This window comes from Verrucomicrobiota bacterium (assembly GCA_016871535.1).
GTDB lineage: Bacteria > Verrucomicrobiota > Verrucomicrobiia > Limisphaerales > SIBE01 > VHCZ01.
In genome coordinates this window covers 1-21,574 of sequence record VHCZ01000087.1, presented here as the reverse complement: position 1 = coordinate 21,574, position 21,574 = coordinate 1, and the positions used below count along the sequence as shown (strand labels likewise).

General features: G+C 59.8%; 16 protein-coding genes. 12 read left to right on the top strand and 4 right to left on the bottom strand.

Features of this window, described 5'->3' with window-relative positions:
* Positions 1-185: 185 nt before the first annotated feature.
* The 12 genes from lysA to FJ398_13165 all read left to right on the top strand — a co-directional run bounded on the left by lysA (position 186) and on the right by FJ398_13165 (position 16,720).
* A complete protein-coding gene (gene lysA, locus FJ398_13220; GenBank protein ID MBM3838900.1) occupies positions 186-1,514 on the top strand; it encodes a diaminopimelate decarboxylase in 1,329 nt (442 codons plus the stop codon).
* A 415-nt stretch (positions 1,515-1,929) separates the two neighbouring features.
* Positions 1,930-2,856: an SMP-30/gluconolactonase/LRE family protein gene (locus FJ398_13215; protein MBM3838899.1), complete on the top strand. Its 927-nt coding sequence runs from the start codon at positions 1,930-1,932 to the stop codon at positions 2,854-2,856.
* A gap of 697 nt (positions 2,857-3,553) precedes the next feature.
* Positions 3,554-4,696 carry an ABC transporter permease gene (locus FJ398_13210; GenBank protein MBM3838898.1) on the top strand — a complete coding sequence of 381 codons (1,143 nt, stop codon included), beginning with the start codon at positions 3,554-3,556 and terminating at the stop codon, positions 4,694-4,696.
* Between the two features lie 8 nt (positions 4,697-4,704).
* Positions 4,705-6,582 carry a protease modulator HflK gene (locus FJ398_13205; protein MBM3838897.1) on the top strand — a complete coding sequence of 626 codons (1,878 nt, stop codon included), beginning with the start codon at positions 4,705-4,707 and terminating at the stop codon, positions 6,580-6,582.
* Between the two features lie 5 nt (positions 6,583-6,587).
* Positions 6,588-7,532: a protease modulator HflC gene (locus FJ398_13200; GenBank protein MBM3838896.1), complete on the top strand. Its 945-nt coding sequence runs from the start codon at positions 6,588-6,590 to the stop codon at positions 7,530-7,532.
* A gap of 7 nt (positions 7,533-7,539) precedes the next feature.
* Positions 7,540-8,655 carry a protease modulator HflK gene (locus FJ398_13195; protein ID MBM3838895.1) on the top strand — a complete coding sequence of 372 codons (1,116 nt, stop codon included), beginning with the start codon at positions 7,540-7,542 and terminating at the stop codon, positions 8,653-8,655.
* Positions 8,656-8,789: 134 nt separating this feature from the next.
* On the top strand, positions 8,790-10,844 hold the full coding sequence (locus tag FJ398_13190) for a cation-translocating P-type ATPase (GenBank protein ID MBM3838894.1): 2,055 nt from the start codon (positions 8,790-8,792) through the stop codon (positions 10,842-10,844).
* Between the two features lie 255 nt (positions 10,845-11,099).
* Entirely contained in the window at positions 11,100-12,317 is a 1,218-nt protein-coding gene (locus FJ398_13185; protein ID MBM3838893.1) for an ABC transporter ATP-binding protein, read from the top strand.
* Positions 12,318-12,412: 95 nt separating this feature from the next.
* Positions 12,413-13,792 (top strand): hypothetical protein, encoded by a 1,380-nt coding sequence (locus tag FJ398_13180; protein MBM3838892.1) that lies wholly within the window; start codon positions 12,413-12,415, stop codon positions 13,790-13,792.
* 179 nt (positions 13,793-13,971) lie between these two features.
* Positions 13,972-15,486, top strand: a complete 1,515-nt coding sequence (locus tag FJ398_13175) for a hypothetical protein (protein MBM3838891.1) — start codon at positions 13,972-13,974, stop codon at positions 15,484-15,486.
* 330 nt (positions 15,487-15,816) lie between these two features.
* The gene (locus FJ398_13170; protein ID MBM3838890.1) at positions 15,817-16,341 is read left to right on the top strand and encodes a DUF4149 domain-containing protein; all 525 of its coding nucleotides are present in this window, start codon (positions 15,817-15,819) and stop codon (positions 16,339-16,341) included.
* An 82-nt stretch (positions 16,342-16,423) separates the two neighbouring features.
* Positions 16,424-16,720, top strand: coding sequence for an RNA-binding protein (locus FJ398_13165; protein MBM3838889.1), 297 nt, complete (start codon positions 16,424-16,426; stop codon positions 16,718-16,720).
* Positions 16,721-16,818: 98 nt separating this feature from the next.
* Here the strand turns inward: FJ398_13165 and rsfS are convergent, their stop codons facing one another.
* The 4 genes from rsfS to rfbF form a co-directional block, all read right to left on the bottom strand.
* Positions 16,819-17,190, bottom strand: coding sequence for a ribosome silencing factor (gene rsfS, locus FJ398_13160; GenBank protein ID MBM3838888.1), 372 nt, complete (start codon positions 17,188-17,190; stop codon positions 16,819-16,821).
* 6 nt (positions 17,191-17,196) lie between these two features.
* Positions 17,197-17,787 carry a nicotinate (nicotinamide) nucleotide adenylyltransferase gene (nadD, locus tag FJ398_13155; GenBank protein ID MBM3838887.1) on the bottom strand — a complete coding sequence of 197 codons (591 nt, stop codon included), beginning with the start codon at positions 17,785-17,787 and terminating at the stop codon, positions 17,197-17,199.
* A gap of 185 nt (positions 17,788-17,972) precedes the next feature.
* Positions 17,973-20,534 carry a carbon starvation protein A gene (locus FJ398_13150; protein MBM3838886.1) on the bottom strand — a complete coding sequence of 854 codons (2,562 nt, stop codon included), beginning with the start codon at positions 20,532-20,534 and terminating at the stop codon, positions 17,973-17,975.
* 150 nt (positions 20,535-20,684) lie between these two features.
* Positions 20,685-21,458 carry a glucose-1-phosphate cytidylyltransferase gene (gene rfbF / locus FJ398_13145; GenBank protein MBM3838885.1) on the bottom strand — a complete coding sequence of 258 codons (774 nt, stop codon included), beginning with the start codon at positions 21,456-21,458 and terminating at the stop codon, positions 20,685-20,687.
* Between the last annotated feature and the right edge of the window lie 116 nt (positions 21,459-21,574).

Below are 21,574 nucleotides of genomic sequence, written 5' to 3'. Positions count from 1 at the left end.
TGGGACCAGTTCTGGCAAAAGATCTCCCGATTGGGTTCCTAAACGTCTCTCTCTTTTCTCCCAATGTCTGAGCACTCATCACATAGAGCCATTAAAACTCTTCATACATCATTCGCCGGTCATACCCCCTCCGTTTGCAGTTTCTTTCCGTGACTTCCCGTCCGGCTTTGGCATAACTACGCGCCATGCATGATTTCCGCTATGTCGGCAGCAAGCTGTATTGCGAGCATGTGCCGGTCGAATCGCTGGCCCGCAAGCATGGCACGCCGCTTTACGTGTATTCGCAGCGGACGTTGACCCAGCATTTTCAGAAGCTCAGTCGCGCGCTCGCGCCGCTCGACCATCTGATTTGTTTCGCCGTCAAAGCCAACGGCAATCTGGCCGTGCTCCGGACGCTGAACAACCTCGGCGCCGGCTTCGATATCGTGAGCGAAGGGGAACTGCGCCGCGTCATCGCCGCCGGAGGCGATCCCAAAAAGTGCGCGTTCGCCGGCGTGGGCAAGACCGAAGAGGAAATTGCCTTTGCGTTGCGGCAAGGCATTTACACCTTCAACGCCGAGAGCGAACCGGAGTTGCAGCGCATCAACGCGGTCGCCGGACGCTTGAAGAAGGTGGCCCCGGTGGCCGTGCGCGTGAATCCCAATGTCGACGCCCACACGCACGCCAAAATCACCACCGGCACGTATCAGAACAAATTCGGCATCGCATTTGAAGAGGTCGAAGGCGTCTATGCCCGCGCGAGCAAATTGAAAAACCTGAGGCTGCGCGGGCTGCAGATGCACATCGGCTCGCAACTCACCGAAACGCGGCCTTTTGCGGAAGCGGTTCGCAAAGTTGCGCCGCTCGTGGCCCGGCTGGCCGCGAAATATCGCTTCGAGTTTTTCAGCATCGGCGGAGGGCTGGGCATCGTGTATCAACCCGCGCTCGCGAGCGGTTCGGAAAAGTGGTGGGGTTCCCCGGCGTCCAGGCAAATTCTGACTCCGGAAAAATACGCGCGCGAACTGGCGCCTTTGCTTCAACCGCTCGGCCTCCGGATTTTGATTGAACCGGGCCGGTTCATCACGGGCAACGCGGGAATCCTGGTCACGCGCGTCGAATACATCAAACGCACGGGCAAAAAGAATTTCGTGATCGTCGATGCGGCGATGAACGATCTGATCCGCCCGGCCTTTTACGATTCGTATCATGAAATCGTTCCGCTCACGCGGAAGAGCGACCGTTTGATTTACTCGGACGTCGTGGGGCCAATTTGCGAGTCCGGTGATTTTTTCTGCAAAGAGAGGAAGCTGCCGCAGGTGAGCCCAGGAGATTACCTCGCTCTTCTCAGCGCGGGCGCCTATGGCTTTGTCATGGCCTCGAACTACAACGCGCGCCCGATGGCGGCGGAAGTCCTGGTCCATGGCAGCACGGTCGCGGTCGTGCGCGAGCGCCAGCCCGCCGCAAAGTTGTGGGAAGGCGAGAATGTGCCGCGGTGGCTCGACTCTTCGAATCAGGAGAGACGTCCGAAGGCGTAGCAGATTTTCAATCTGCCGTGTCGCCGACTTGCAGTCGGCTGCGCGTCGCATGGCCTGGGGTCCGTCCGATTGATCAACCTCCCGCAGAATGCAATTCCGCGATACGGCCCAGCGCGGCTAACGCCGCAACCAAAGCTGTTGGACTGCGGCGGGAAGCGAAGCGCCACGCCGCTTTGGCATCCAATTGAAAAGCGGTGTCGCCGCTGCGCTCTGCCACCGCAGTCCAAAATCACCGCGCGCCGTGAGGATTCCCACCGATACTGATAGACTTCAAGTCTGCGCTACTTTGGGGTTGCCGAACGTCCCCGATCAAGATGCGTTCGCCAATCCAGAAGTCCGGAAACGCATTTTTCAATGACGCTTCACCGGAGCTCTGGTATTGCTGTCAGCAAAACCTCATTCCAACATGATGCCTATGAAACCCTGCGCATTTCTCACCCTTGCCCTTTTCGCCCAAGCCGCCGGCCTCGCGGCGGCGGATTTCGATATCAAAGACGAATCTGAGTTCAAAAGAATCGTGCCGGATTCCGCGAAAGTAACCAAGCTGGCCGGGAACATGCGTTTCCTGGAAGGACCGGTCTGGAATCCAGCCTACGGCGGCTCCCTTATTTTCAGCGACATCCCCGCCAACGAACTCAAGCAGTGGACGGAAAAGGATGGGTTGAAAACTTTTCGCCAGCCGAGCAACAACGCCAATGGCAACTGTCTCGATAATCAAGGCCGGTTGGTCACCGCGGAACACGGTGGGCGCCGCATTTCCATCACCGAACGCGACAGCAGCGTCCAAACTGTGGTCGGCCAGTTTGAAGGCAAGAACCTGAACTCGCCCAACGACGTCGTCGTGAAGTCCGACGGCACAATCTGGTTCACCGATCCGGATTACGGTCTGGCGGGCCGGCCCAAAGAACAACCGGGCAATTTCGTCTATCGCTTCGATCCCAAAACCAAGGAAGTCAAAGCGCTGGTCCGGGACTTCGACAAACCGAACGGCCTTTGCTTTTCGCCGGACGAGAAGAAGCTTTACGTGGCTGATTCAGGGAAACCCAGACACATCCGCGTCTTCGACGTGCAGAGCGACGGCGCGCTCGCGAACGGAAAAGTTTTCTGCCAGATCGACAAAGGCGGCCCAGACGGCATTCGCTGCGACAAGGAGGGCCGGATGTTCTCCAGCGCCGGCGATGGCGTCCAGATTTTCGCCACGGACGGCCGCTTGATCGGGAAGATTCTCGTGCCAGAGTCGCCGGCGAATCTGGCGTTCGGCGGGAAAGACCACAAAACCCTTTTTATCACCGCCCGCACATCGCTCTATTCGATCCCCCTTCTGGTCGCGGGTGACAAGTGAGGCGAACGGAGCCCCAACTCCATATCGGCCAGAAATACGCGGTAGCAGCCGAGGCAACGAGGCTCAAACTGAATCCCTGCTTGGCCAGCACTGTCAGAATCTCACCCAGCAAATCGACAGCTTTACTGCTTGGTCCGCGGGATGGACGACAAAGCTCGTAGCGCAGAGTTGCACTCTGCCGTATCGCAGAATTGTATTCTGCGGGGCGTCTCCCAGTCCGAGCCCGCTGGGACTTGCCGACGCCCTGCCGATTGGAAATCGGCGATACCGCAGATTGAAATCTGCGCGCCGATGCCGGGTGACGAATTGCCGGAAGGTTATCAGCCAGCCCGTTGAACGCCGTCAGAAGTCTTCAGACCCTCGCCCGTTCTCATTGGAGATTCGCCTGGGGCAAGACCAAAGCACACCGCCAACGCCGTCCGCCCAGCCCTCCTGACTGACTTTTTGGGTCCACTCATCTTCCACGTCCCAGGAAACTCCCGGTCCGGGAGCGGGAGTCCAGAGGCTCGGTTGTCGCAGTCCAGATTCGGCTGTGCTGTCGGACGCTTGGAGCGTGTGCGGCAAAACGCACACTTTGCAAAACTTTTCATTCCAGGTATTTTACCGCCACTCTAAACCCGGCAGTCCACGATCCAACAGGATTAGGCGTTGGCTTCCCGTTTAGGGGTTCGTAATCTGACAGGGTTCTCGAAAAGCAATGCGGCAATTCGTTACCATAGGCACAAACGCGTTCATGGAGTTGGTCCGGCAGCCCGTGTTCCTGCTGCTGATGACCTGTTCTTCCACGTTTGGAGTCTTTCTGGCTTGCGTGCCCTACTTCGGGTTCGGGGATGACCCCAAGCTTGTCAAGGACAGCGTCCTGGCCGTGATGCTGATCTCGGGGTTGTTCGGCGCGGTGCTCAGCGCGTCGGCTTCGCTCAGCCGCGAAATCCGCACGGGAACCGCTCTGGCCGTGCTGGCCAAACCCGTGGGCCGGGCGCAATTCCTTCTGGCCAAGTACACCGGGTTGATCGGCGCCCTGACCGTCCTGACTTACATCAATCTGCTCAGCGCGCTGCTCGCGAGCCGCATGGCGTACGACGCGTACGGCAACACGGACCGGCTGGCGTTTCTCATCTTCGTGGGGGGGGCAGTGATCGCCTACGCGCTGGGCGGATTGACGAATTATTTCCTCCAGCGTCCCTTTGTGGCGGACGCGGTTTTCTTTTTCACGCTGTTGATCACGCTGGCGTTTGTGGTCATCAATTTCCTGGACAAAGAAGGCAAGTGGCAAGAGTTCGCCAAGGGCGTGGACTGGCGGTTGGTGCCGGCGGCGATTCTGATTCTGTTCGCGCTCTGGATTCTCGCGGCGCTGGCGCTGGCTTGCTCGACCCGGTGGGAAATGATCCCGACGCTTTCGATCTGTTCCATGTTTTTCCTGCTGGGCCTGATGTCCGACTACCTGTTTGGCCGCCATGCGGAGCCTGCCTGGATGACGTTCAATCTCAAGCAAGAGTTGAAGGACGCGCGGTGGAGCGACGCCCAGCTCCAAATGCTGCGAGAAACCGTCGAGAAACATGACGCAAACAAGAATGGGAAACTGGATCCGGACGAGCGCAGCCGCGTCAACGCGCAAGAAACGCAGCGCTTGAAAGCGGCCGGCCTGGGCGGGGCGGCCTGGGCGTCCGTCCTTTACACGCTGGTTCCGAACTGGCAGCTTTTCTGGCTCGCCGACGCGCTGGAGAACAAAAAGACCATCCCGTGGCGCTACGTGGGCCAGGCCTTCGGCTATGTCGTGGCTTACCTGGGCGCCTCGCTCGCGCTGGCTTTGATACTTTTTGAGGACCGTGAATTAAGCTGAACAACGCGATGGAACGAAACATTAACAAGATCGGTCTGGTCAATCTGGTCGTGCTCCTGCTCGTGGGCGCCGCCGCTGCCTTCTTGGCTTTTCACACCAAAACGCTGGCGGGACAAACCGGCCTGGTCTTCCTGGGGCTGGGTTTCCTCGTGGCCGCGGTGAGCTATTTCCAGATGCGACTGGAGGAGAGCGAACGGCTGGAAAAAATGGAGTTCGAGGAACTCAACAAAGCCAAAGGCAGCTCCAGCCTCTTCAATGTCACCGATGCCGAATTGTTCCCGGCCCAGCGCGCGCGCGAGCAGTTCGAGAAATTCTTTGTCCCGGGTTTCACGGTCCTTCTGTTCCTGCTGCAAGCGGCTTCCGCTTACTGGCTCTGGATCTGGCTCGTAAAAGTCACGCCTGCGCCCACGCAGAAGACGGCCGTGGCGCTGGCGCTCTACGGAATCTTCGCTCTGGTCCTATTCCTGATCGGCAAGTACTCCGCCAACCGCGCGCGGCTCGAAGGCGCGAGGATTCTGCGGCCTGGCGCGAGTTATTTGCTGCTGGGCTCGTATGTGTGTTTCGTCGTCGCGGGCTCGCTGGCCGCCGTGCAATTCGAGCATTCCGTCGTCGATCTATACGTCGCTCGCGTTCTGGCTGGCATCGTGGCTTTGTCCGCGGTCGAGACCATTGTGAATCTGATCCTGGAAGTTTATCGCCCCAGGCTGAAGGGACAGGCCGCGCGGTTGCTCTACGACAGCCGGTTGGTCGGTTTGATGGCACAACCGGAGGGGTTGGTCACCACCGCAGCGCAGGCCCTTGATTATCAGTTCGGATTCAAAGTCTCGGAGACTTGGTTCTACCGTTTTCTGGAGCGGGCGATTTCCTGGATCATTCTTCTGCAAGTCGGACTGCTATGGATCTCCACGTGCGTGGTTTTCGTCAGTCCAGGCGAGCAAGGGCTTCTGGAGCGGTTCGGCCGGCCGGTCACGGAACGCGGGACTTTGGATCCCGGGCTTCATTTCAAGCTGCCCTGGCCGATCGACCAGGTGTATCGGGCGCGCACGCGGGAAATTCAAACGTTCGACATCGGCTTTGAGCACGATCCGGAAAAGACCAACGAAACGACCGTGCTCTGGACGGTCCCGCACTACAAGACGGAGTCCAATTTGCTGGTCGCGACACGCAGTCAGTCTCCTGCAGGCAACACCAACGATGCGCCCCCGGAAAAAGTGGCGCCCGTCGATCTCCTCACGGTCAGCGTCCCCATCCAATACCAGATCAAAGATCTCCGGGCCTGGGCGTACAATCACAACTCCACGAGCAATCTCCTGGAGAAGCTGACGACGCGCGAAATCGTCCGTTACTTCGTCAGCGTGGATCTCTTCGAGGTCATGTCCAGCGGCCGCGCCAAAGCCGCCGAGGAATTGAAGAAGAACATTCAGACGCTGGCGGACGATCAGAAACTGGGCGTGGACATCGTCCTCGTCGGCCTGCAAGACATTCATCCTCCGGTCAAGGTGGCCAAAAAATTTGAGGAAGTGAACGCGGCGAGGCAAGAAAACGAAGCGACCTTGCGCACCGCGGAGGGATATGCCGCCAAGACGCTCGCCCTGGCCAAAGGTGAAGCCGCGAAACTGGTGCGCGAGGCCGAAGCGCAGGCCTACCGGAAGGTGACCGATGCCCGCGCGCGGTCCGCGCGGTTTGCGCACCAGCTTGCCGCGTTCCGGGCCGCGCCCGACGTCTTCGTTCAGCGCGAGTACCTGGCCGCGTTGGAACTCGGCACAACCAATTCCCGAAAGTACGTCCTGGCGACCACGAACACCCAGGACGTGATCCTCTTGAATCTGGAGGACAAACTTCGTCCAGACTTGCTGGACGTGCCGATGCCCACTGGCCGGAGATAGACTTTATGAAACGCAACACTGTCACGCTCGTCATTGGCGGCCTGCTGATCCTGATCTTCTTTGTGCTGCTGTTCACCTTCCAGGTGCGGCAGACCGAAGTGGCCGTGATCACGACTTTTGGCCGGCCTGGCGCCCCCATCCGAGAACCCGGCTTGTATTTCAAATGGCCCCGCCCGATTCAGCGGGTCCACAAACTGGACAAACGGATTCACAGCTTTGACTCCCGGTTGGAGCAAGTGCTCACCAAAGGAGGCGATCCCTTGATGGTGATGCTGTATGTCGGCTGGCAAATCAAAGATCCGGAAACGTTTTTCGCCAGCTCACGCGGCGGCACCGTGGCCGAGGCCGAACAGAAACTCGGCGGCCTGGTCGAGAGTTCGAAGAATCAGGTCGTTGGCAATCACCCGTTTTCGCACTTCGTCTCCACCGATGCCAACGAACTGAAATTCGAGGAAATCGAGAAGGAGATTCTCGAAAAGGTCCGCCCGGACGCCGAAGCGAAGTACGGGATCGAAGTGCAGTTTATCGGGATCAAAAAACTCAGCTTGCCCGAAAGCGTCACTGAAAAGGTGTTCGCCCGCATGCAGGCGGAACGGGACAAAGTGATCCAAACCTTGAAATCCGAAGGCGAGCGCAGCGCGACGATCATCCGCAGCGACGCCGACCGGGATGCCGCCAAGATCCGCGCTGACGCCGAGGCGAAAGCAACGGCGTTGCGAAGCGAGGCGGATGCCGAGGCATCGAAGTGGCTGGCCGTCTTTTCCCAAAACCCGGAACTGGCCGTCTTCCTTTCCAAGATCAAATCACTGCCTGAAGTCCTCAAAGAGAAATCCACGCTGATTCTGGATCAGCGGAACCCGCTGTTAGAATTGCTGGGGCCTCTGCCGAAGCCTGCGGCAGCCCAACCGGGCCGCATCACCCTGGGCGGGGACGACTCGACCAACAAATAAGCCTTTTATGCCGGACCCGATTGGTCTCCCAACCTCGAACGCAGGCCAGCCCAAGAACACGGGGCCGGTTTCGCCCCCGGCACCCATCGACGACGCCAGCACGCAAGCGCTCGCCGAAGCGCTCCGCAGCAGCTTCGTCATCGTCAAGATCATCATGGTGATCCTGGTGATTGTCTTCTTTGGCTCCGGGTTCTTTACGGTCTCGCCGCAGGAAAGAGCGATTATCCTGCGGTTTGGCCGCGCCGTGGGCGTGGGCAATCAACAGTTGCTCGGACCGGGCGCGCACTGGTCGTTCCCCTATCCCATCGATGAAGTCATCAAGATTCCGTTCAGTGAGATTCAGCAGGTGGCTTCTACGACGGGCTGGTACGCGACCACGCCGGAAGCCGAGGCGACAAACAGCGAACCTCCGCCGGGCTCGACGCTCAATCCCGCCGCCGACGGCTACACGCTCACGGCCGACACGAACATTATCCATGTGCGCGCCACCTTGAGTTACCGGATCAACCAGCCGGTGAATTACGTGCTCAACTTCACCAGCGCCACCAATCTGATCCAGAACGCGCTGAACAACGCCTTGTTTCACGCTTCGGCACGGTTCAGCGTGGACGACGCGCTGCTGTTGAACGTTCAGGCGCTGAAGGAAAAGATCACGGCCCGCGTCCAGCAGTTGGTGGATCAACAGAGCCTCGGCATCACCATCGAACAGGTTGAACTCAGAACAAGACCGCCGCGTTACGTGAACGAAGCCTTCGAGAACGTCTCGAAGGCCGGCCAGGAACGCGGCCAGACCAACCAGGTCGCCCAGGCTTACGCCAGCAGCACCGTCAACAAAGCGCACGGCGAAGCCAGCGCCATCATCAACGCGGGTGAGACCGACCGCAACCGCACGGTGCAAGAGATCGCCGCGGAGGCGAAATACTTCACCAATCAATTGCCCTATTACCGGAGCAACCCGGAACTATTCATGGCGCGGCTCCAGACCGAAGCCTTGCATCAGGTGCTGACCAATTCCGCCGTGGAAAAGATGTTTGTTCCGGAGCGCGCCAGTGGCAAGCCGGTGGAACTGAGGATACAGTTGGGCCGTGAGCCGCAGAAACCGGCTGCGCTGCCGCCGCCTTGAATGGGAGCGTTTGCGCGCGGGTAAGCGCGGCTCCGTAGCGCAGATCTGCAGTCTGCCGGATCGCCGGTTTGCAATCGGCAGCGCGTCGAAGATTTCCAACGCCAAGAACAGTTTTTTGAACGAGACCGAAACTTATGCAAGTCACATCGATGTTAAGCCGGCAGGATCCGCATGCCCACGATCACAAGCATGCCCACGACCACGAGCACGATCCCAGTTGCGCGACGTGCGATCACGAACACACGCCCATTCGTCTGAGGCAAACCCTGGTCGGACTCATCTTCATCCTCAACGCCTTCCTCATCGACCAGCTTTTCGACAAGGGCGCGAGCCCGGAATCCATGATCGCGAATTTCAGCGCCATGGTCGGCGCCATCATCCTGGGTTACCCGATCATCTGGACTTCCTACAAAGATCTGCGTCGGGGCGTTCTCAGCATCAACGAACTGGTCAGCATCGCGGTGCTGGCGGCGTTTTCCTCCGGCCAATACGAGATCGCCGGCCTCGTCGCCTTCTTCATGCTCATGGGCGAAATCATTGAAACGCGAACGGCGGCGGGCGCGCGCGCCTCGATTGAATCGCTCATCAAACTGACGCCCACCAAAGCGCGCCGGATGACCAAGGACGGCAAAGAAGAAGAAGTTTCCGCCAAAGATCTCGCGGTCGGCGACGTGATCCGCGTCCGCCCCGGCGACAACGTCGCGGCTGACGGCGTGATCGTCAATGGCCAGGGCTCGTTCAATCAGGCCAACATCACGGGCGAATCCTTGCCCGTGGACAAGAAGCCGGGCGACGACGTTTTTGCCGGCACGCAGAATCTGACCGGCGTTCTGGAAATCCGCGTCACACGCGCCGGGCAGGACACGACGTTGGGTCGGGTGCGCGAATTGATCCTGGCAGCCGAGAAAACCAAGCTGCCTATCATGCGGCTGGTGGACCAGTACATGGTTTATTACACGCCGTTCGTGCTCGTCATCGGCGCGCTGGTGTGGGCGTTCACGCAGGACCTTTCCCGGGTCATTTCCGTGCTGATTGTCGCGTGCCCGTGCGCGTTTATTTTGGCCACTCCGTCCGCCATGGTCGCCGCGCTCTCGACCGCCGCGCGGCTGGGCATTCTGATCAAGAACGTCGGCGACATCGAAGCCGCGGCGCGGATCAATGCTTTCATCTTCGACAAAACCGGGACGCTTACGACAGGCAAATTGACCGTGAGCCGCCTGGCGCCGCTGGGAGAAACGAAACCGGCCGAACTGTTGCGGATCGCGGCGGCGGCGGAGAAGTTCAGCAATCATCCCACGGCCAAGGCTCTGGCGGCGCTGGCCGAACAAGTGGGCGTGCCGCTCTCGGATCCGCAGAATTTTTCCGAGACCGCCGGCCGAGGTGTCAAAGCGCAAGTGGAAGGAGCGCAAGTTCTCGTGGGCCGCGCCCAATGGCTTCGCGACAACGGCATTCCCGACGATTTCACCAAATCAGTGGACCTGGATGAGACGGAAGGTTTCAGCCTGATTTTCGTGGCGCGCAACGGCCGCTGCATGGGCTGGGTCGGACTCCGCGACGAAACGCGGGCCGAAGCGCGCGAATCCCTGGGCGCCCTGCAACACAGCAACGTGCGCCGCATCGCCATGGTGACCGGCGACCGGCAACCTGTCGCGGCGCGCGTGGCCAAGGAAATCGGCTGCGAGGAAGTGGTCGCGGAATGCCTGCCGCAAAACAAAGTGGAATTCGTGCGGCAGATCAAATCGCGCGGCTATCGCGTCGCCGTCGTCGGCGATGGCGTGAACGACGCGCCGGCGCTGGCCGCGGGCGACATTGGCATCGCGATGGGCGCGGCGGGCAGCGAAGTCGCGATCCACAGCGCGACGATTGCGCTGATGAACAACGATCTTCGCCGGCTGCCGTTCCTGGTCGGGCTTTCGCGAGGCACGCGCCTGGTCATCAACCAGAATTTCCTCGTCGGAGTGATCTTCATCATCGGCGGACTGGTGGCGGCGGCGTTTGGCTACGTGCATCCGATCGTGGCGGCGATTCTCCACAACGCCGGTTCGTTGATCGTCGTTTTCAACAGCTTCCGGCTCGTGCGCTACGGCGAGGAATTGGAGCCGTTCCAAAGTCCAGCCGCCGACACCGCAGCACCCGGCAGCGGACCGCGGGCGAGCTCCACACCGCAGCTCCAGCCCAGGCCTGCATGAAGTGATTTGGCCTCGGCGCAAATGATGTCGCTCTTGCTCAACTTACCCTTGCCTTCCCCCTCACCCCGGCCCACTCCCCCCGGGGAGAGGGGGAACGGATTTCCGCGCGCAGTCAGGATTTATGGCTCTGGCTCCTTCCGCGACTGCAACAACGATTCCCTCTCCTTGGGGAGAGGGCAGGGTGAGGGGAACCGCGGCTCCGGAATCTGAAGGAGACTTCTGGAATCTCCGAACGCGTGTGAAGCCTTCCATTCTATGATTGCTACTGAGGATCAATTGGCGCAGCCACGTCTCGCCGCAGCTCGCCCGGCCCAGGACGTTGTCGTCGCGGTGCGTGGTCTCACGAAAGTCTTCAAAGATTTCTGGGGACGCCCCAAAGCCCGAGCCGTGGACAACGTCGATTTCGAAGTCCGGCGCGGCGAAGTGTTCGGCCTGCTGGGCCCCAACGGGTCCGGCAAATCCACCACTGTGAAGATGCTGCTGGGTTTGCTTTACCCGACGCGCGGCCACATCGAGGTCTTCCACCATTCGCCCCGGCACGTTGCGACCAAATCGCGCATCGGTTACCTCCCGGAGGAATCTTACCTTTACCGGTACCTGGATTCGGACGAGACGCTGGATTTTTTCGGCAATTTGTTTTCGTTGCCGCCCAAGGACCGCCAGCAACGCTCGGAACAGCTTCTGGAAATGGTGGGACTGGACAAGGCGCGCCGCCGGTTGGTGGGCGAATTCTCCAAAGGCATGCAGCGCCGCATTGGCCTGGCCCAGGCGCTGATCAACGATCCGGATCTGGTCATTCTCGACGAACCGACCGCCGGCCTGGACCCGATCGGTTGCCGTGAAGTGAAAGATCTGATTCTCGCTCTGGCCCGGCGCGGCAAAACCGTGATTCTCAGCAGCCATCTGCTGGCTGACGTCGAGGACGTCTGCGATCGCGTGGTGATTTATTACGGCGGGAAAATTCAAGCGCAGGGCACGCTCAAGGAACTCCTGGCGCAACCGGACACGATGCAGATCACGACTCCGCTCCTGCCGCGCGGAGCGGTCGAGCGAATTCTCGAAATCGTCCGGAATGACGTTGCCGCCGACAAAGTCCGCATCGACACGCCCACTCAGAATCTGGAGAACTATTTCCTGGGTGTGGTTCAGAAGGCGAAGCAAACGGAAGCCGAAACCTCCGGCGCGACTTCCGGCCATCGGGTCGCGGCTTATTTGCGCGGCGATGCCGACACGCCAGTCGCACAGCCCGACAAGATTCTCGAACGCCTCACGCTGCCCACCGCGGCCCAAAGCGCGCCGGCACCGGTGGAAAGCCAACCGAACGAAAGCGTCGATCAGAAAAAACTGGAAGATTTGACCCGGCCGCAAGAAACGCCCGCGCCTGCGCCTTCGCCCGTGGCGGCTGGCCAAAAGGAGGCGGAACTGCAAAAGGCCAACGAAAAGCTGTCGTCGTTGCTGGGTAAACCGAAATGAAACATTCCGGAAGCGGCGGTGAGAACTGTCGAGGCTTTTTAACCACTGATGAACACTGATGTCTTCGACTCATTAAGAGGTTAGTCCCCTGCCTTATGCAACAGATTCGCGCGATCGCCTGGCTCACCCTGAAAGCGGCGCTCCGGCTTCGTCTCGTGCTCGTGCTCGCAGCCGTGTTGCTGGGCGCGGTGGTCATTTTGCCTCTGGTGATCAAGGACGACGGCACGGCGCGCGGATTCACGCAGATTCTGCTGACCTACACGCTGGCGACCATCACCGCTTTGCTCGGATTCGCCACGCTCTGGATGGCTTGCGGCACTCTGGCGCGAGACATCGAGGAGGCGCAGATTCAGGTGGTGGCGGTCAAACCCGTCGCGCGCTGGCAAATCTGGCTGGGCAAATGGCTGGGGATTCTGGCGCTGAACGCGGCCTTGCTCGCGCTTTCCTCCGGCGCGGTCTATCTGCTCATGCAGTGGCGCGCCCAGAAACTTCCCGCGGAACAGCAGGCGATTCTGCGGAACGAAGTCATGGTCGCGCGCGGCTCGGTCAAAGAACCGGTGCCTGATTTCGAACCCGCGGTCGAAGAGGAACTCAAGAACAAGATCAAGGCCAGCGCCGTGCCGCTTTCGGACCTGGAGTACATGCGCAAGCAGATTCGGGAGCAGTTCAAAGCCCAGGAACAGGTGGTGCCCCCCGAACATCTCCGCCGCTGGACGCTCGATCTGGGATCGGCCCATAGTTTCTCGCGCGATCAACCCGTTTACCTGCGGGTCAAATTCAATGTCGCTCAGACCAGCGCTTCCAAAACGTATCTCGGCCTTTTCGCGATCGGCGATCTCGACTCGGCCCGGGTTTACCAGACCAACATGAGTCTGGCGGCCGACACCTTTCACGATCTCATCATCCCGCCCAACATGGTCAACGAGAAAGGCCAGTTGATCGTCAACTTCATCAATCGCAACGAAACCGCCGTGCTCTTCCCGCTGGAGGAAGGGATGGAGGTGCTCTATCGAGAAGGCGGATTCGGACTGAACTATTTCCGGGGTGTGTTGATCATTTTCTTCTGGCTGGCGTTTCTGGGCGCGCTGGGATTGGCGGCGTCCAGTTTTCTGTCGTTCCCGGTCGCGGCGTTTTTCTCGCTCGGCGTGCTGATCATCGGCATGTGCAGCGGAACCATCGCGCTGGTTTTGGAACAGGGGACGGTGTTCGAGGTGAACCACGACACCGGCGTCGCGGACAAACCCACCGTGATCGATCAGTTTGCGCTGCCGATGTTCCGGGTGTTGCTGCACCTGATCAATATGGTGAAAGGATTCTCGCCCATCGATTCCCTGAGCACGGGCCGGAGCATTTCCTGGGGACAACTCGGACAAGCGTTCGCGCAAATCTGTTTGTGCATGGGAGGCGTGCTGTGCGCTTCGGGCATCCTTATTTTCAACCGGCGAGAGCTGGCCACCGCGCAAGGGAATAACTGAGCAAGTTTCGAACCCAGAAAACCTCGAATGGCCATGAAACAACCGCGAATACAGATCCCCTATCCCTTGAGGGAGAGGGGCAGGGTGAGGGTGAACACGTCGGCGGATCGGAAGCGTAAAAGTCTGGCGGCCGCTCTCCCTCACCCCGGCCCTCTCCCGCTGGGAGAGGGTGGATATCCATGAGTTCCTTTCGATCTAGATTCTACAAGCCGCTTCTCGCTTTCCTGGCGGTGGCGCTCCTGTTCGCGGTGTCACTCGCACAAGAGCAGCTCAATCAACGGCGCGAGACGATGGGATTGACGCGCGCCGACATTCTCGACAACGCGCCGCCCGTGCTGGCTTTCACGACCGTGGCGTTGGGCGGCTTTCGCGGATTGATCGCGAACATGCTCTGGATTCGCGTCGCGGATTTGCAGGAGCAGGACAAATTCTTCGAGATGGTTCAGCTTTCGGATTGGATCACCAAACTTCAGCCGCACTTCGCTACCGTCTGGGTCCATCTGGCGTGGAACATGTCCTACAACATTTCCGTCAAGTTCAACGATCCGAAAGACCGCTGGCTCTGGGTGAAGCGCGGCATCGAGCTGTTGCGCGACGAAGGCCTGCGCTACAACCCCAAGGAAGCGCTTCTCTATCGCGAGCTGGCCTGGCATTTCCAGCACAAGATGGGAGCGAACCTCGACGACGCCCACAATTATTACAAAGCCATGTGGGTGGATGAAATAGGCCCGCTCCTCGGATCGGGCCGCCCGAACTATGACGAGTTGCTCAATCCGCAAACCGACGACGCCCGAGCCCGCGTCCAGACGCTGCGTGAGAAATACAAGATGGACCCGCGCTGGATGAAACTGGTGGATGAGGAATACGGCCCGCTGGAATGGCGCCTCCCGGAGACGCACGCCGTTTACTGGGCTTTCGTGGGCCTGGAGAATATCAAAGGCGCCATCCTCAAAGAACAGGACTCGATCAATCTGCGCCGCGTCATCTTCCAGTCCATGCAACTCGCCTTCCACCGCGGGCGGCTGGTCTTCCTGGCCAAAGGCGGCAGCGAATTCACCACGGCTCCGAACCTGGAGATCGTCGCCCGCACCAGCCGCGCTTACGAAGAAATGATGGAACTGGAGCCGAACATGCGGCAGAACATAGAGACGGCCCACAAGAATTTTTTGAAGACGGCGGTGTATTTCCTCTACGACTATAACCGGCTCACCCAGGCGGATGAATGGTTCAAATACCTGCGCAAAAAGTATCCCACCGCAATCCCGGCCAATCAGGGCCTGGATGAATACGCCCTCGCCCGCGTCGCCGAAGACATCGGTGAGACGAGCCACGACCGGGTCAAAGCGATCCTTGAAGGGATGCTGGAAAGTGTGTTCCTGAATCTGGCGATTGATGAGGACGACCTGGCCACCGGCTACGATCGCTTCGCGCAGCGGATCTGGAGCCGGTTCATGCAGGAAATCGGAACCATTTCAAAAGGTCGGGTTGGCTTGCCGCCGCTGGCGCAGCTTAAGAAGCAAGTCCTGGATCGGATGCTTGATCCAGAGAGCGGCCTTGATCCGCGAATCGCCAATCAGCTCCGGACCAAGCTTGGCCTCCCGGCTCCATCGCCGTCCGCCACCCCGACGAATCAGCCTGCGGTCACGCCTCCTTCAAACAACGCCCCGCCCGCGAACGCCGCAAGTAAGAACTGAAACGGTGGAGTGAGCCTCCCGCCGAGCCCCGCCGAGTCCTCCCCAACCTTCTTTTCAAGGAAGACAAAGCTCGGCCGGAGTCTCGCCCCACCGTGGACTGTTCAGGGTCCCAATGCATGCGCGAAGCGAAAGGAAGCCTCCTATTGAAACTGGGTGGGTAGGGCGAGCCTGTCCCCAGCGAGCCGATCCAGACGTGTTCCGAGCCCGTGGAGCGGCTCGCCGGGACAGACTCGCCCTACGTGGAGCGGCTCGCCGGGACGGACTCGCCCTACCTGAGCATGCGCCGTTTCCAAGCTTGGCACTCCGAAATTTTTTTTTTACGGTCGCTCCGTGCTCTTCTTCCTGCGATGCATCGGGATCATCAATGCCGCGATCTGGTTGGGCGCCGCCTTTTTCTCCTGCATCATCCTGGCTCCGGCGCTGGCTTCCGAGTCCATGCAGGCGATTCTTCCTCCGTCGCACACGGGCCGGGCGTGGCAAATCGTGCTCGAACGCTACTTTATCCTCCAGTACTGGTGCGGCGGGATTGCCGTCGTTCATTTGCTGGCCGAGTGGCTCTACACGGGCCGTCCTTTGAAGCCGTGGTCGGTTTATCTCGCGTTGAGCTTGCTGGGTCTGGGCCTCGCGGGCGGGTTGTGGCTGCGGCCGAAGGTCACGAGACTTCACCTGGACCTTTATGGGGCGCGTTCCACCCCGCAACAGAGGGAAAATGCCCGCCGGCCGTTGCGCCATTGGGAAGGAGTTCTGCAGGTTTGCCAGGGCCTGGCGGCGCTCGGACTGGTGGTTCATTTGGTTCAGACGAGCGCGCCGGTCGGCGCGCCGCGGTTTTTGAACGCCAACAAATTCAAGGGTTGACAAAAGGGGCATCGTAAGTGTCTGTAAGGAGGTATCTGGAATAGCATCGGTGGCGTGTGACGGCCCCTTGTGAAAAAGTTGTATGATCTCGAATGAAAGACCTTCACCTTACGGCCATCGTCTCCACGCGCCTTCCGGCTCCAAGCCGCCCGTCATCGAGGAAACGATCAAATCGGACAAAATTCAGATCGAACGAAAGACGTTCGTCTTCACGCTGAAGGAGAATCCGCGAGGCCGCTTTCTTCGCATCACCGAAGACGTCAACGGCCGCCGTGACACGATCATCATTCCCGCCACCGGTTTGGAGGATTTCAAACGCCTCCTGGACGACATGTTGAAAGTGTCGGGTGAAACACCGGCGAAGATGGGCGCCGAGTGAAGAAAATTTATGATTGAGGAGTTGTGATTTATGATTGGGTTTCCTGCGCCTGCGTGGTTCTAAAAGCCAAACCAAAATCATAAATCGTAAGTCATAAATCATAATTCCGCCGCCGTCGCTTTCCTCTGTCGGACACGAACCCTCGGCGCATCCCCCCACAAACCTTCCAAATCGTAGTGGTCCCGGACGTCGGGCCGCATGATGTGGATGATCACGTCGAAGTAATCGAGCACCACCCAGGCGGTTTGCAGCGTGCCATCGGTCGCGCGGGGCCGGAGCCGGCATTCTTCATCCAGTTTGTCCCGAATCTCATCGACAATTGCGCGCACGTGCGGCTCGCTCGTGCCCGTCGCGATCACGAAGTAGTCGGTGATGGACGAGAGTTTCTTGACGTCCAGGATGACGATGTTTTCGGCTTTTTTGTTGTCGGCCAATTCGCGGCAGCGCAGGGCCAGGGTTCTTGAATTCATGGAGGTTTATGGGTCTTTCTTCGAATACATGCGGCCGGCGAGAATCGCTTCGGCCACCAGCGGCGGCACTAACGAGTCGATGGGCAATCCGTCGCGAACGCGGTCCCGGATTTGCGACGCGGAGACGCCCAGGGGAAATCCCCGCAACGGGTGGCTGCGGAAGGGCGCGGGCGCTTCTTGGAACGCCTGGCCCGGACGCGGAATCACGACGAATTCGACCAGCCGGGCCAATTCTTCGGCGTCCCTCCACAAAGGAAGTTGGGGCACGTGGTCCGCGCCGATCAAATAAAAGAGCCGGGCTTCCGGGCCGCGGCATCTGTATTCGCGCACGGTTTCGATGGTGTAGGAAATGCCGCCGCGCCGGATTTCTTGATCGTCGATTTCGCAATACGTCCGTCCGGCCAGCGCCAGGCGCAACAGACGCAAGCGTTGAGCGGCTGGAGCCAGTTCGAGGCCGGGTTTGAACGGGGACATCGCAGCCGGAGTGAAAACAATGCGGTCGAGCTGCAATTCCTCGCGCGCCGCTTGCGCGACCAGGAGGTGTCCCAGATGAACCGGGTTGAAGGAACCTCCAAATAAGCCGATCCGCTGCGTCATTCCTCAGAAATCAAGTTGAAACCACGGATGAACCCAGATGGACGCGGATGTGGAGCGGCGATGAAGAAAGCCCAGATCATCGAGACGTGGTCAGACACCCCATAGGGGCGCTCCAGCCGGGCGGTTCGGAAGGCAACTCGCGTGTTTCATGCGCACCCCACAGTATAGCGCCAGTTCCGGAGGAATCAACAGCAGCGATTGATGCCCTTGAAGCGCCGTTCCAGGCACCCGGCAAAGAGTTTTCCCCGATCAAGCCGGCTCGCGGAAGGTTCGACGTTCGACGTTCGATGTTCGATGTTCGATGTTCCAACCGCACAACCCAAACGTTCGGCATCGGATTTCGACCTCTGGACGTTGAACGGTTCACAGGCCGGGCTGTTTCCGGAACAATCGCACGCCTGCGCAGCGTTCTGCGCCCGATCCAGGGCGGCTTCGCCGGACAATTCCCGCGCCAGCGCAAACGCCAGCGCGAAGAGGCCGAACAAGCGCAGAGGTTTTCCTTCCGCCAGAACGTAATCGGGCAGCCAGACCGGTTCTGCTTCGCGCAAGACGGCCAGCCTGCGCCGCGCGATCAACAAGAGCCATTCGCGCGCGCTCAAAACCACGATCATCACGACGAGCGTCAGAAAAATGCCGGCCACCGCGGCGTCGAGCACGTTGTTGAAATGGAGGGTTCGGTTCGTGGCTACAGCTTTCCGCGCGTCAGCGATGATTTTTGTGTCGCCACCCGCCTCGGCTGAGCGGAGGGCTTGCTCCAACGCTGGAAGTTTTTCATTCAACGATTTGGCCTGAGACAAAAATCCGATTCGCGGATCGGCGTGAAAGATCTTCTGAACGCCCGCGGTCATGGTGACCGAGAGCAGCCAGACGAGCGGCAGCAGAGTCACGAGCGCGTACGCGGGCCGGCCAGCGCCTGGCTGAGAATGTAGGGCAGACATCCTGTCTGCCGGTTGGCGAGGCATCCCTGCCTCGTCGTTCGAGCGGCGAGATGCCGCCCCAGCCGGCAGGCCGGAAGCCTGCCCTGCGCTTTGCGTCAGTTGCATTTTCAAAATGACCGTCGTCGCCAGACAGAGCGCGATGCTGGCCAGGAGTTGATTGGCAATGCCGAAGAGGGGCCAGAGCGAGTTGATGCCGCCGAGCGGATCGCGCACACCCTGGATCAGAAAATAACCCCAGCCCGCCACGACCAAGACGCTCGCCAGCACGTTGGCGGAGACGCGTTTGGTGTCGCCGAGCGGCTTCCACACGTTGCCCAGCACGTCTTGCAGCAAGTAGCGTCCGACGCGCGTGCCTGCGTCGAGCGTGGTCAGGATGAACAGCGCTTCAAACATGATCGCAAAGTGGTACCACAGGTCCAGCCACCGCCCGCCCGTGACGCCGGAAAAAATATTCGCCATCCCGACCGCCAGCGTGGCAGCGCCGCCCGTGCGGCCGAACAAAGTTTTCTCGCCGATCTGCGTCGCGAGCGTGTCCATCTGCTCCGTCGTCACTGAAAAGCCGGTCGCCGTTACCTTCGCCACCGTGTCCGCCGCGATGGCTGCGGCATCCGCACCGGCCCCTTTGACGTTCATGCTGAGATAGACGCCCGGTTCGAGCGTGCACGCGGCAATCATCGCCATGATTGCGACCAGCGATTCCAGGCACATCGCGCCGTAGCCGATAGGCCGGGCGTAGCTTTCGCGCGTGATGATCTTCGGCGTGACGCCGCTGGAAATCAGCGTGTGAAAACCGGAGATCGCGCCGCAAGCGATCGTGATGAAACAAAACGGAAAGAGTTTCCCCGCCACCACGAGTCCGGAGCCGTCGATGAACTGGCTGATGGCCGGCATCTTCAGATTGGGCAGCACGAGAAACACGCCGAAAGCCAGGGCGAAGATCGTGCCGAGCTTCATGAAGGTGCTCAGATAATCGCGCGGCGCGAGCAACAACCAGACCGGCAGCACGCTGGCCGCCAGCCCGTAAAGAATGATGGCCCAGGCAAGCGTGATGTCTCGCAACGTGAAGGCTTTTCCCAGCGTGGCGTGCGAATGAACGAATTGCCCGCCCCACACCGCCAGCAGCAAAAGCACCACGCCGATGGCCGAGACCTCCATCACCTTCCCGACCCGCCAGAAGCGAAGGTAGCCCCCCATGAGCATCGCGATGGGAATCGTCGCGCCCACCGTGAAAACGCCCCAAGGACTTTCCGCCAGCGCTTTCACCACGACCAACGCCAGCACCGCGAGCAGGATAATCATGATGGCCAGAATCGCGGCGACGCCGATCACCCCGGCCGTGGTGTTCAATTCCTCCTTCACCATTTGGCCGAGCGATTTGCCATTGCGCCGCATCGAGCAGAACAAAATGACAAAATCCTGCACCGCGCCGCCCAGCACGACGCCGATCAAGATCCACAGCGTCCCCGGCAAGTAGCCGAACTGCGCGGCGAGCACGGGGCCAACAAGCGGTCCGGGCCCGGAAATCGCGGCAAAATGGTGGCCGAAGACGATCCACTTGTTCGTCTTCACAAAATCCTTGCCGTCCTCCCGCACTTCGCAAGGCGTGGCACGTCGGTCGTTTAACGCCAGGATGCGTGCCGCGACCCATTTCGAGTAAAACCGAAAACCGATGGCATAGGAACAAAGCGCCGCTGTGAGGATGTAGGCCGAACTGATTTGTTCGCCGCGATGCAGCGCGAGCGTGACATAAGCCCAGGCGCCGAGCACCGCCACGGCCAGCCAGATGAATTGGTTCAAAGGTTTCTTCATGGCAGAGGCAGCTTCTGATTATTGACGAAGGCCCGTCGGTTCAACGTTCGGCGTTCGAGGTTGGATGTTGGACCTTCGAGGGACAAATTGCGAACCTCGAACCTTGAACGTCGAACGTTGAACTCGGAACGGTACACAAAAGTGGGTCGATCACCAGAGCTTCCATGGCGCGTTGCCCGCCGCCCAGAACTGGTTGAGCCAATCCTGTTCCCGCGCCGTGTCCATGCACTGCCAGAAACCGGAGTGGCAATACGCCTTGACCTGGCCTTCGCGGGTGAGCCGCTCCAGGGGCGTCCGTTCCAGCACGCAGGCATCGCCGCCTTCCAGATACTGGCCAACGCTCTTGTTCATCACGAAGAATCCCCCGCTGACGAACGTTTCTTTCTCAGGCTTTTCGCGAAAGGCAGTAATCGTCTGGCCGTCCAGAGCGAGTTCACCAAAGCGTCCGCTCGGTTTGACAGCGGTCACGGTCACGATCGCGCCGTGCTGGCGGTGAAATTCGATGGACTGATTGATGTCGCTGTTCGTCACGCCGTCCCCGTAGGTGAAAAGAAACGTCTCGGATTGGACGAACGACAGCGCGCGGAGGAGGCGCCCGCCCGTTTGCGTCTGCAAGCCCGTGTCGAGCAGCGTGACCTCCCAATCTTCCTCCTCGTGTTTGCCGTGGTAGTGGATTTGAGGTTTGGCGCCGAGGCGCAACGTGACGTCGCAAGTGTTCCAGTGATAGTTCCGGAAGTAATCCTTGATGATCTCGCCCTTGTATCCGAGACACAGAATGAACCGCTTGTGCCCGTAATGGGCGTAGATTTTCATGATGTGCCAGAGGATCGGCCGGCCACCGATCGGCACCATGGGCTTGGGACGGAACTCCGTTTCCTCCCGGAGCCGCGTGCCTAACCCACCGCATAAAATCACCACTTCCATTGCGTGCGAATGCTGAGATGTCGGGCAGAACGTAACCGAGGAAACAAGCGCTGGACAAGCAAAGAGAAGTTGTTCCGCTGCGTAAAATGGGTTGCTGACAAAGCGCGAAAGCCTAG

Excerpts from the sequence above, each read along its gene's own strand:
- lysA (MBM3838900.1), top strand. The coding sequence starts at position 186 with ATGCATGATTTCCGCTATGTCGGCAGCAAGCTGTATTGCGAGCATGTG.
- nadD (MBM3838887.1), bottom strand. The coding sequence starts at position 17,787 with ATGACGCAGCGGATCGGCTTATTTGGAGGTTCCTTCAACCCGGTTCAT.
- FJ398_13165 (MBM3838889.1), top strand. The coding sequence starts at position 16,424 with ATGATCTCGAATGAAAGACCTTCACCTTACGGCCATCGTCTCCACGCG.
- rsfS (MBM3838888.1), bottom strand. The coding sequence starts at position 17,190 with ATGAATTCAAGAACCCTGGCCCTGCGCTGCCGCGAATTGGCCGACAAC.
- FJ398_13195 (MBM3838895.1), top strand. The coding sequence starts at position 7,540 with ATGCCGGACCCGATTGGTCTCCCAACCTCGAACGCAGGCCAGCCCAAG.
- FJ398_13175 (MBM3838891.1), top strand. The coding sequence starts at position 13,972 with ATGAGTTCCTTTCGATCTAGATTCTACAAGCCGCTTCTCGCTTTCCTG.
- FJ398_13150 (MBM3838886.1), bottom strand. The coding sequence starts at position 20,534 with ATGAAGAAACCTTTGAACCAATTCATCTGGCTGGCCGTGGCGGTGCTC.
- FJ398_13190 (MBM3838894.1), top strand. The coding sequence starts at position 8,790 with ATGCAAGTCACATCGATGTTAAGCCGGCAGGATCCGCATGCCCACGAT.
- FJ398_13205 (MBM3838897.1), top strand. The coding sequence starts at position 4,705 with ATGGAACGAAACATTAACAAGATCGGTCTGGTCAATCTGGTCGTGCTC.
- FJ398_13185 (MBM3838893.1), top strand. The coding sequence starts at position 11,100 with ATGATTGCTACTGAGGATCAATTGGCGCAGCCACGTCTCGCCGCAGCT.
- FJ398_13180 (MBM3838892.1), top strand. The coding sequence starts at position 12,413 with ATGCAACAGATTCGCGCGATCGCCTGGCTCACCCTGAAAGCGGCGCTC.
- FJ398_13215 (MBM3838899.1), top strand. The coding sequence starts at position 1,930 with ATGAAACCCTGCGCATTTCTCACCCTTGCCCTTTTCGCCCAAGCCGCC.
- FJ398_13210 (MBM3838898.1), top strand. The coding sequence starts at position 3,554 with ATGCGGCAATTCGTTACCATAGGCACAAACGCGTTCATGGAGTTGGTC.
- rfbF (MBM3838885.1), bottom strand. The coding sequence starts at position 21,458 with ATGGAAGTGGTGATTTTATGCGGTGGGTTAGGCACGCGGCTCCGGGAG.
- FJ398_13200 (MBM3838896.1), top strand. The coding sequence starts at position 6,588 with ATGAAACGCAACACTGTCACGCTCGTCATTGGCGGCCTGCTGATCCTG.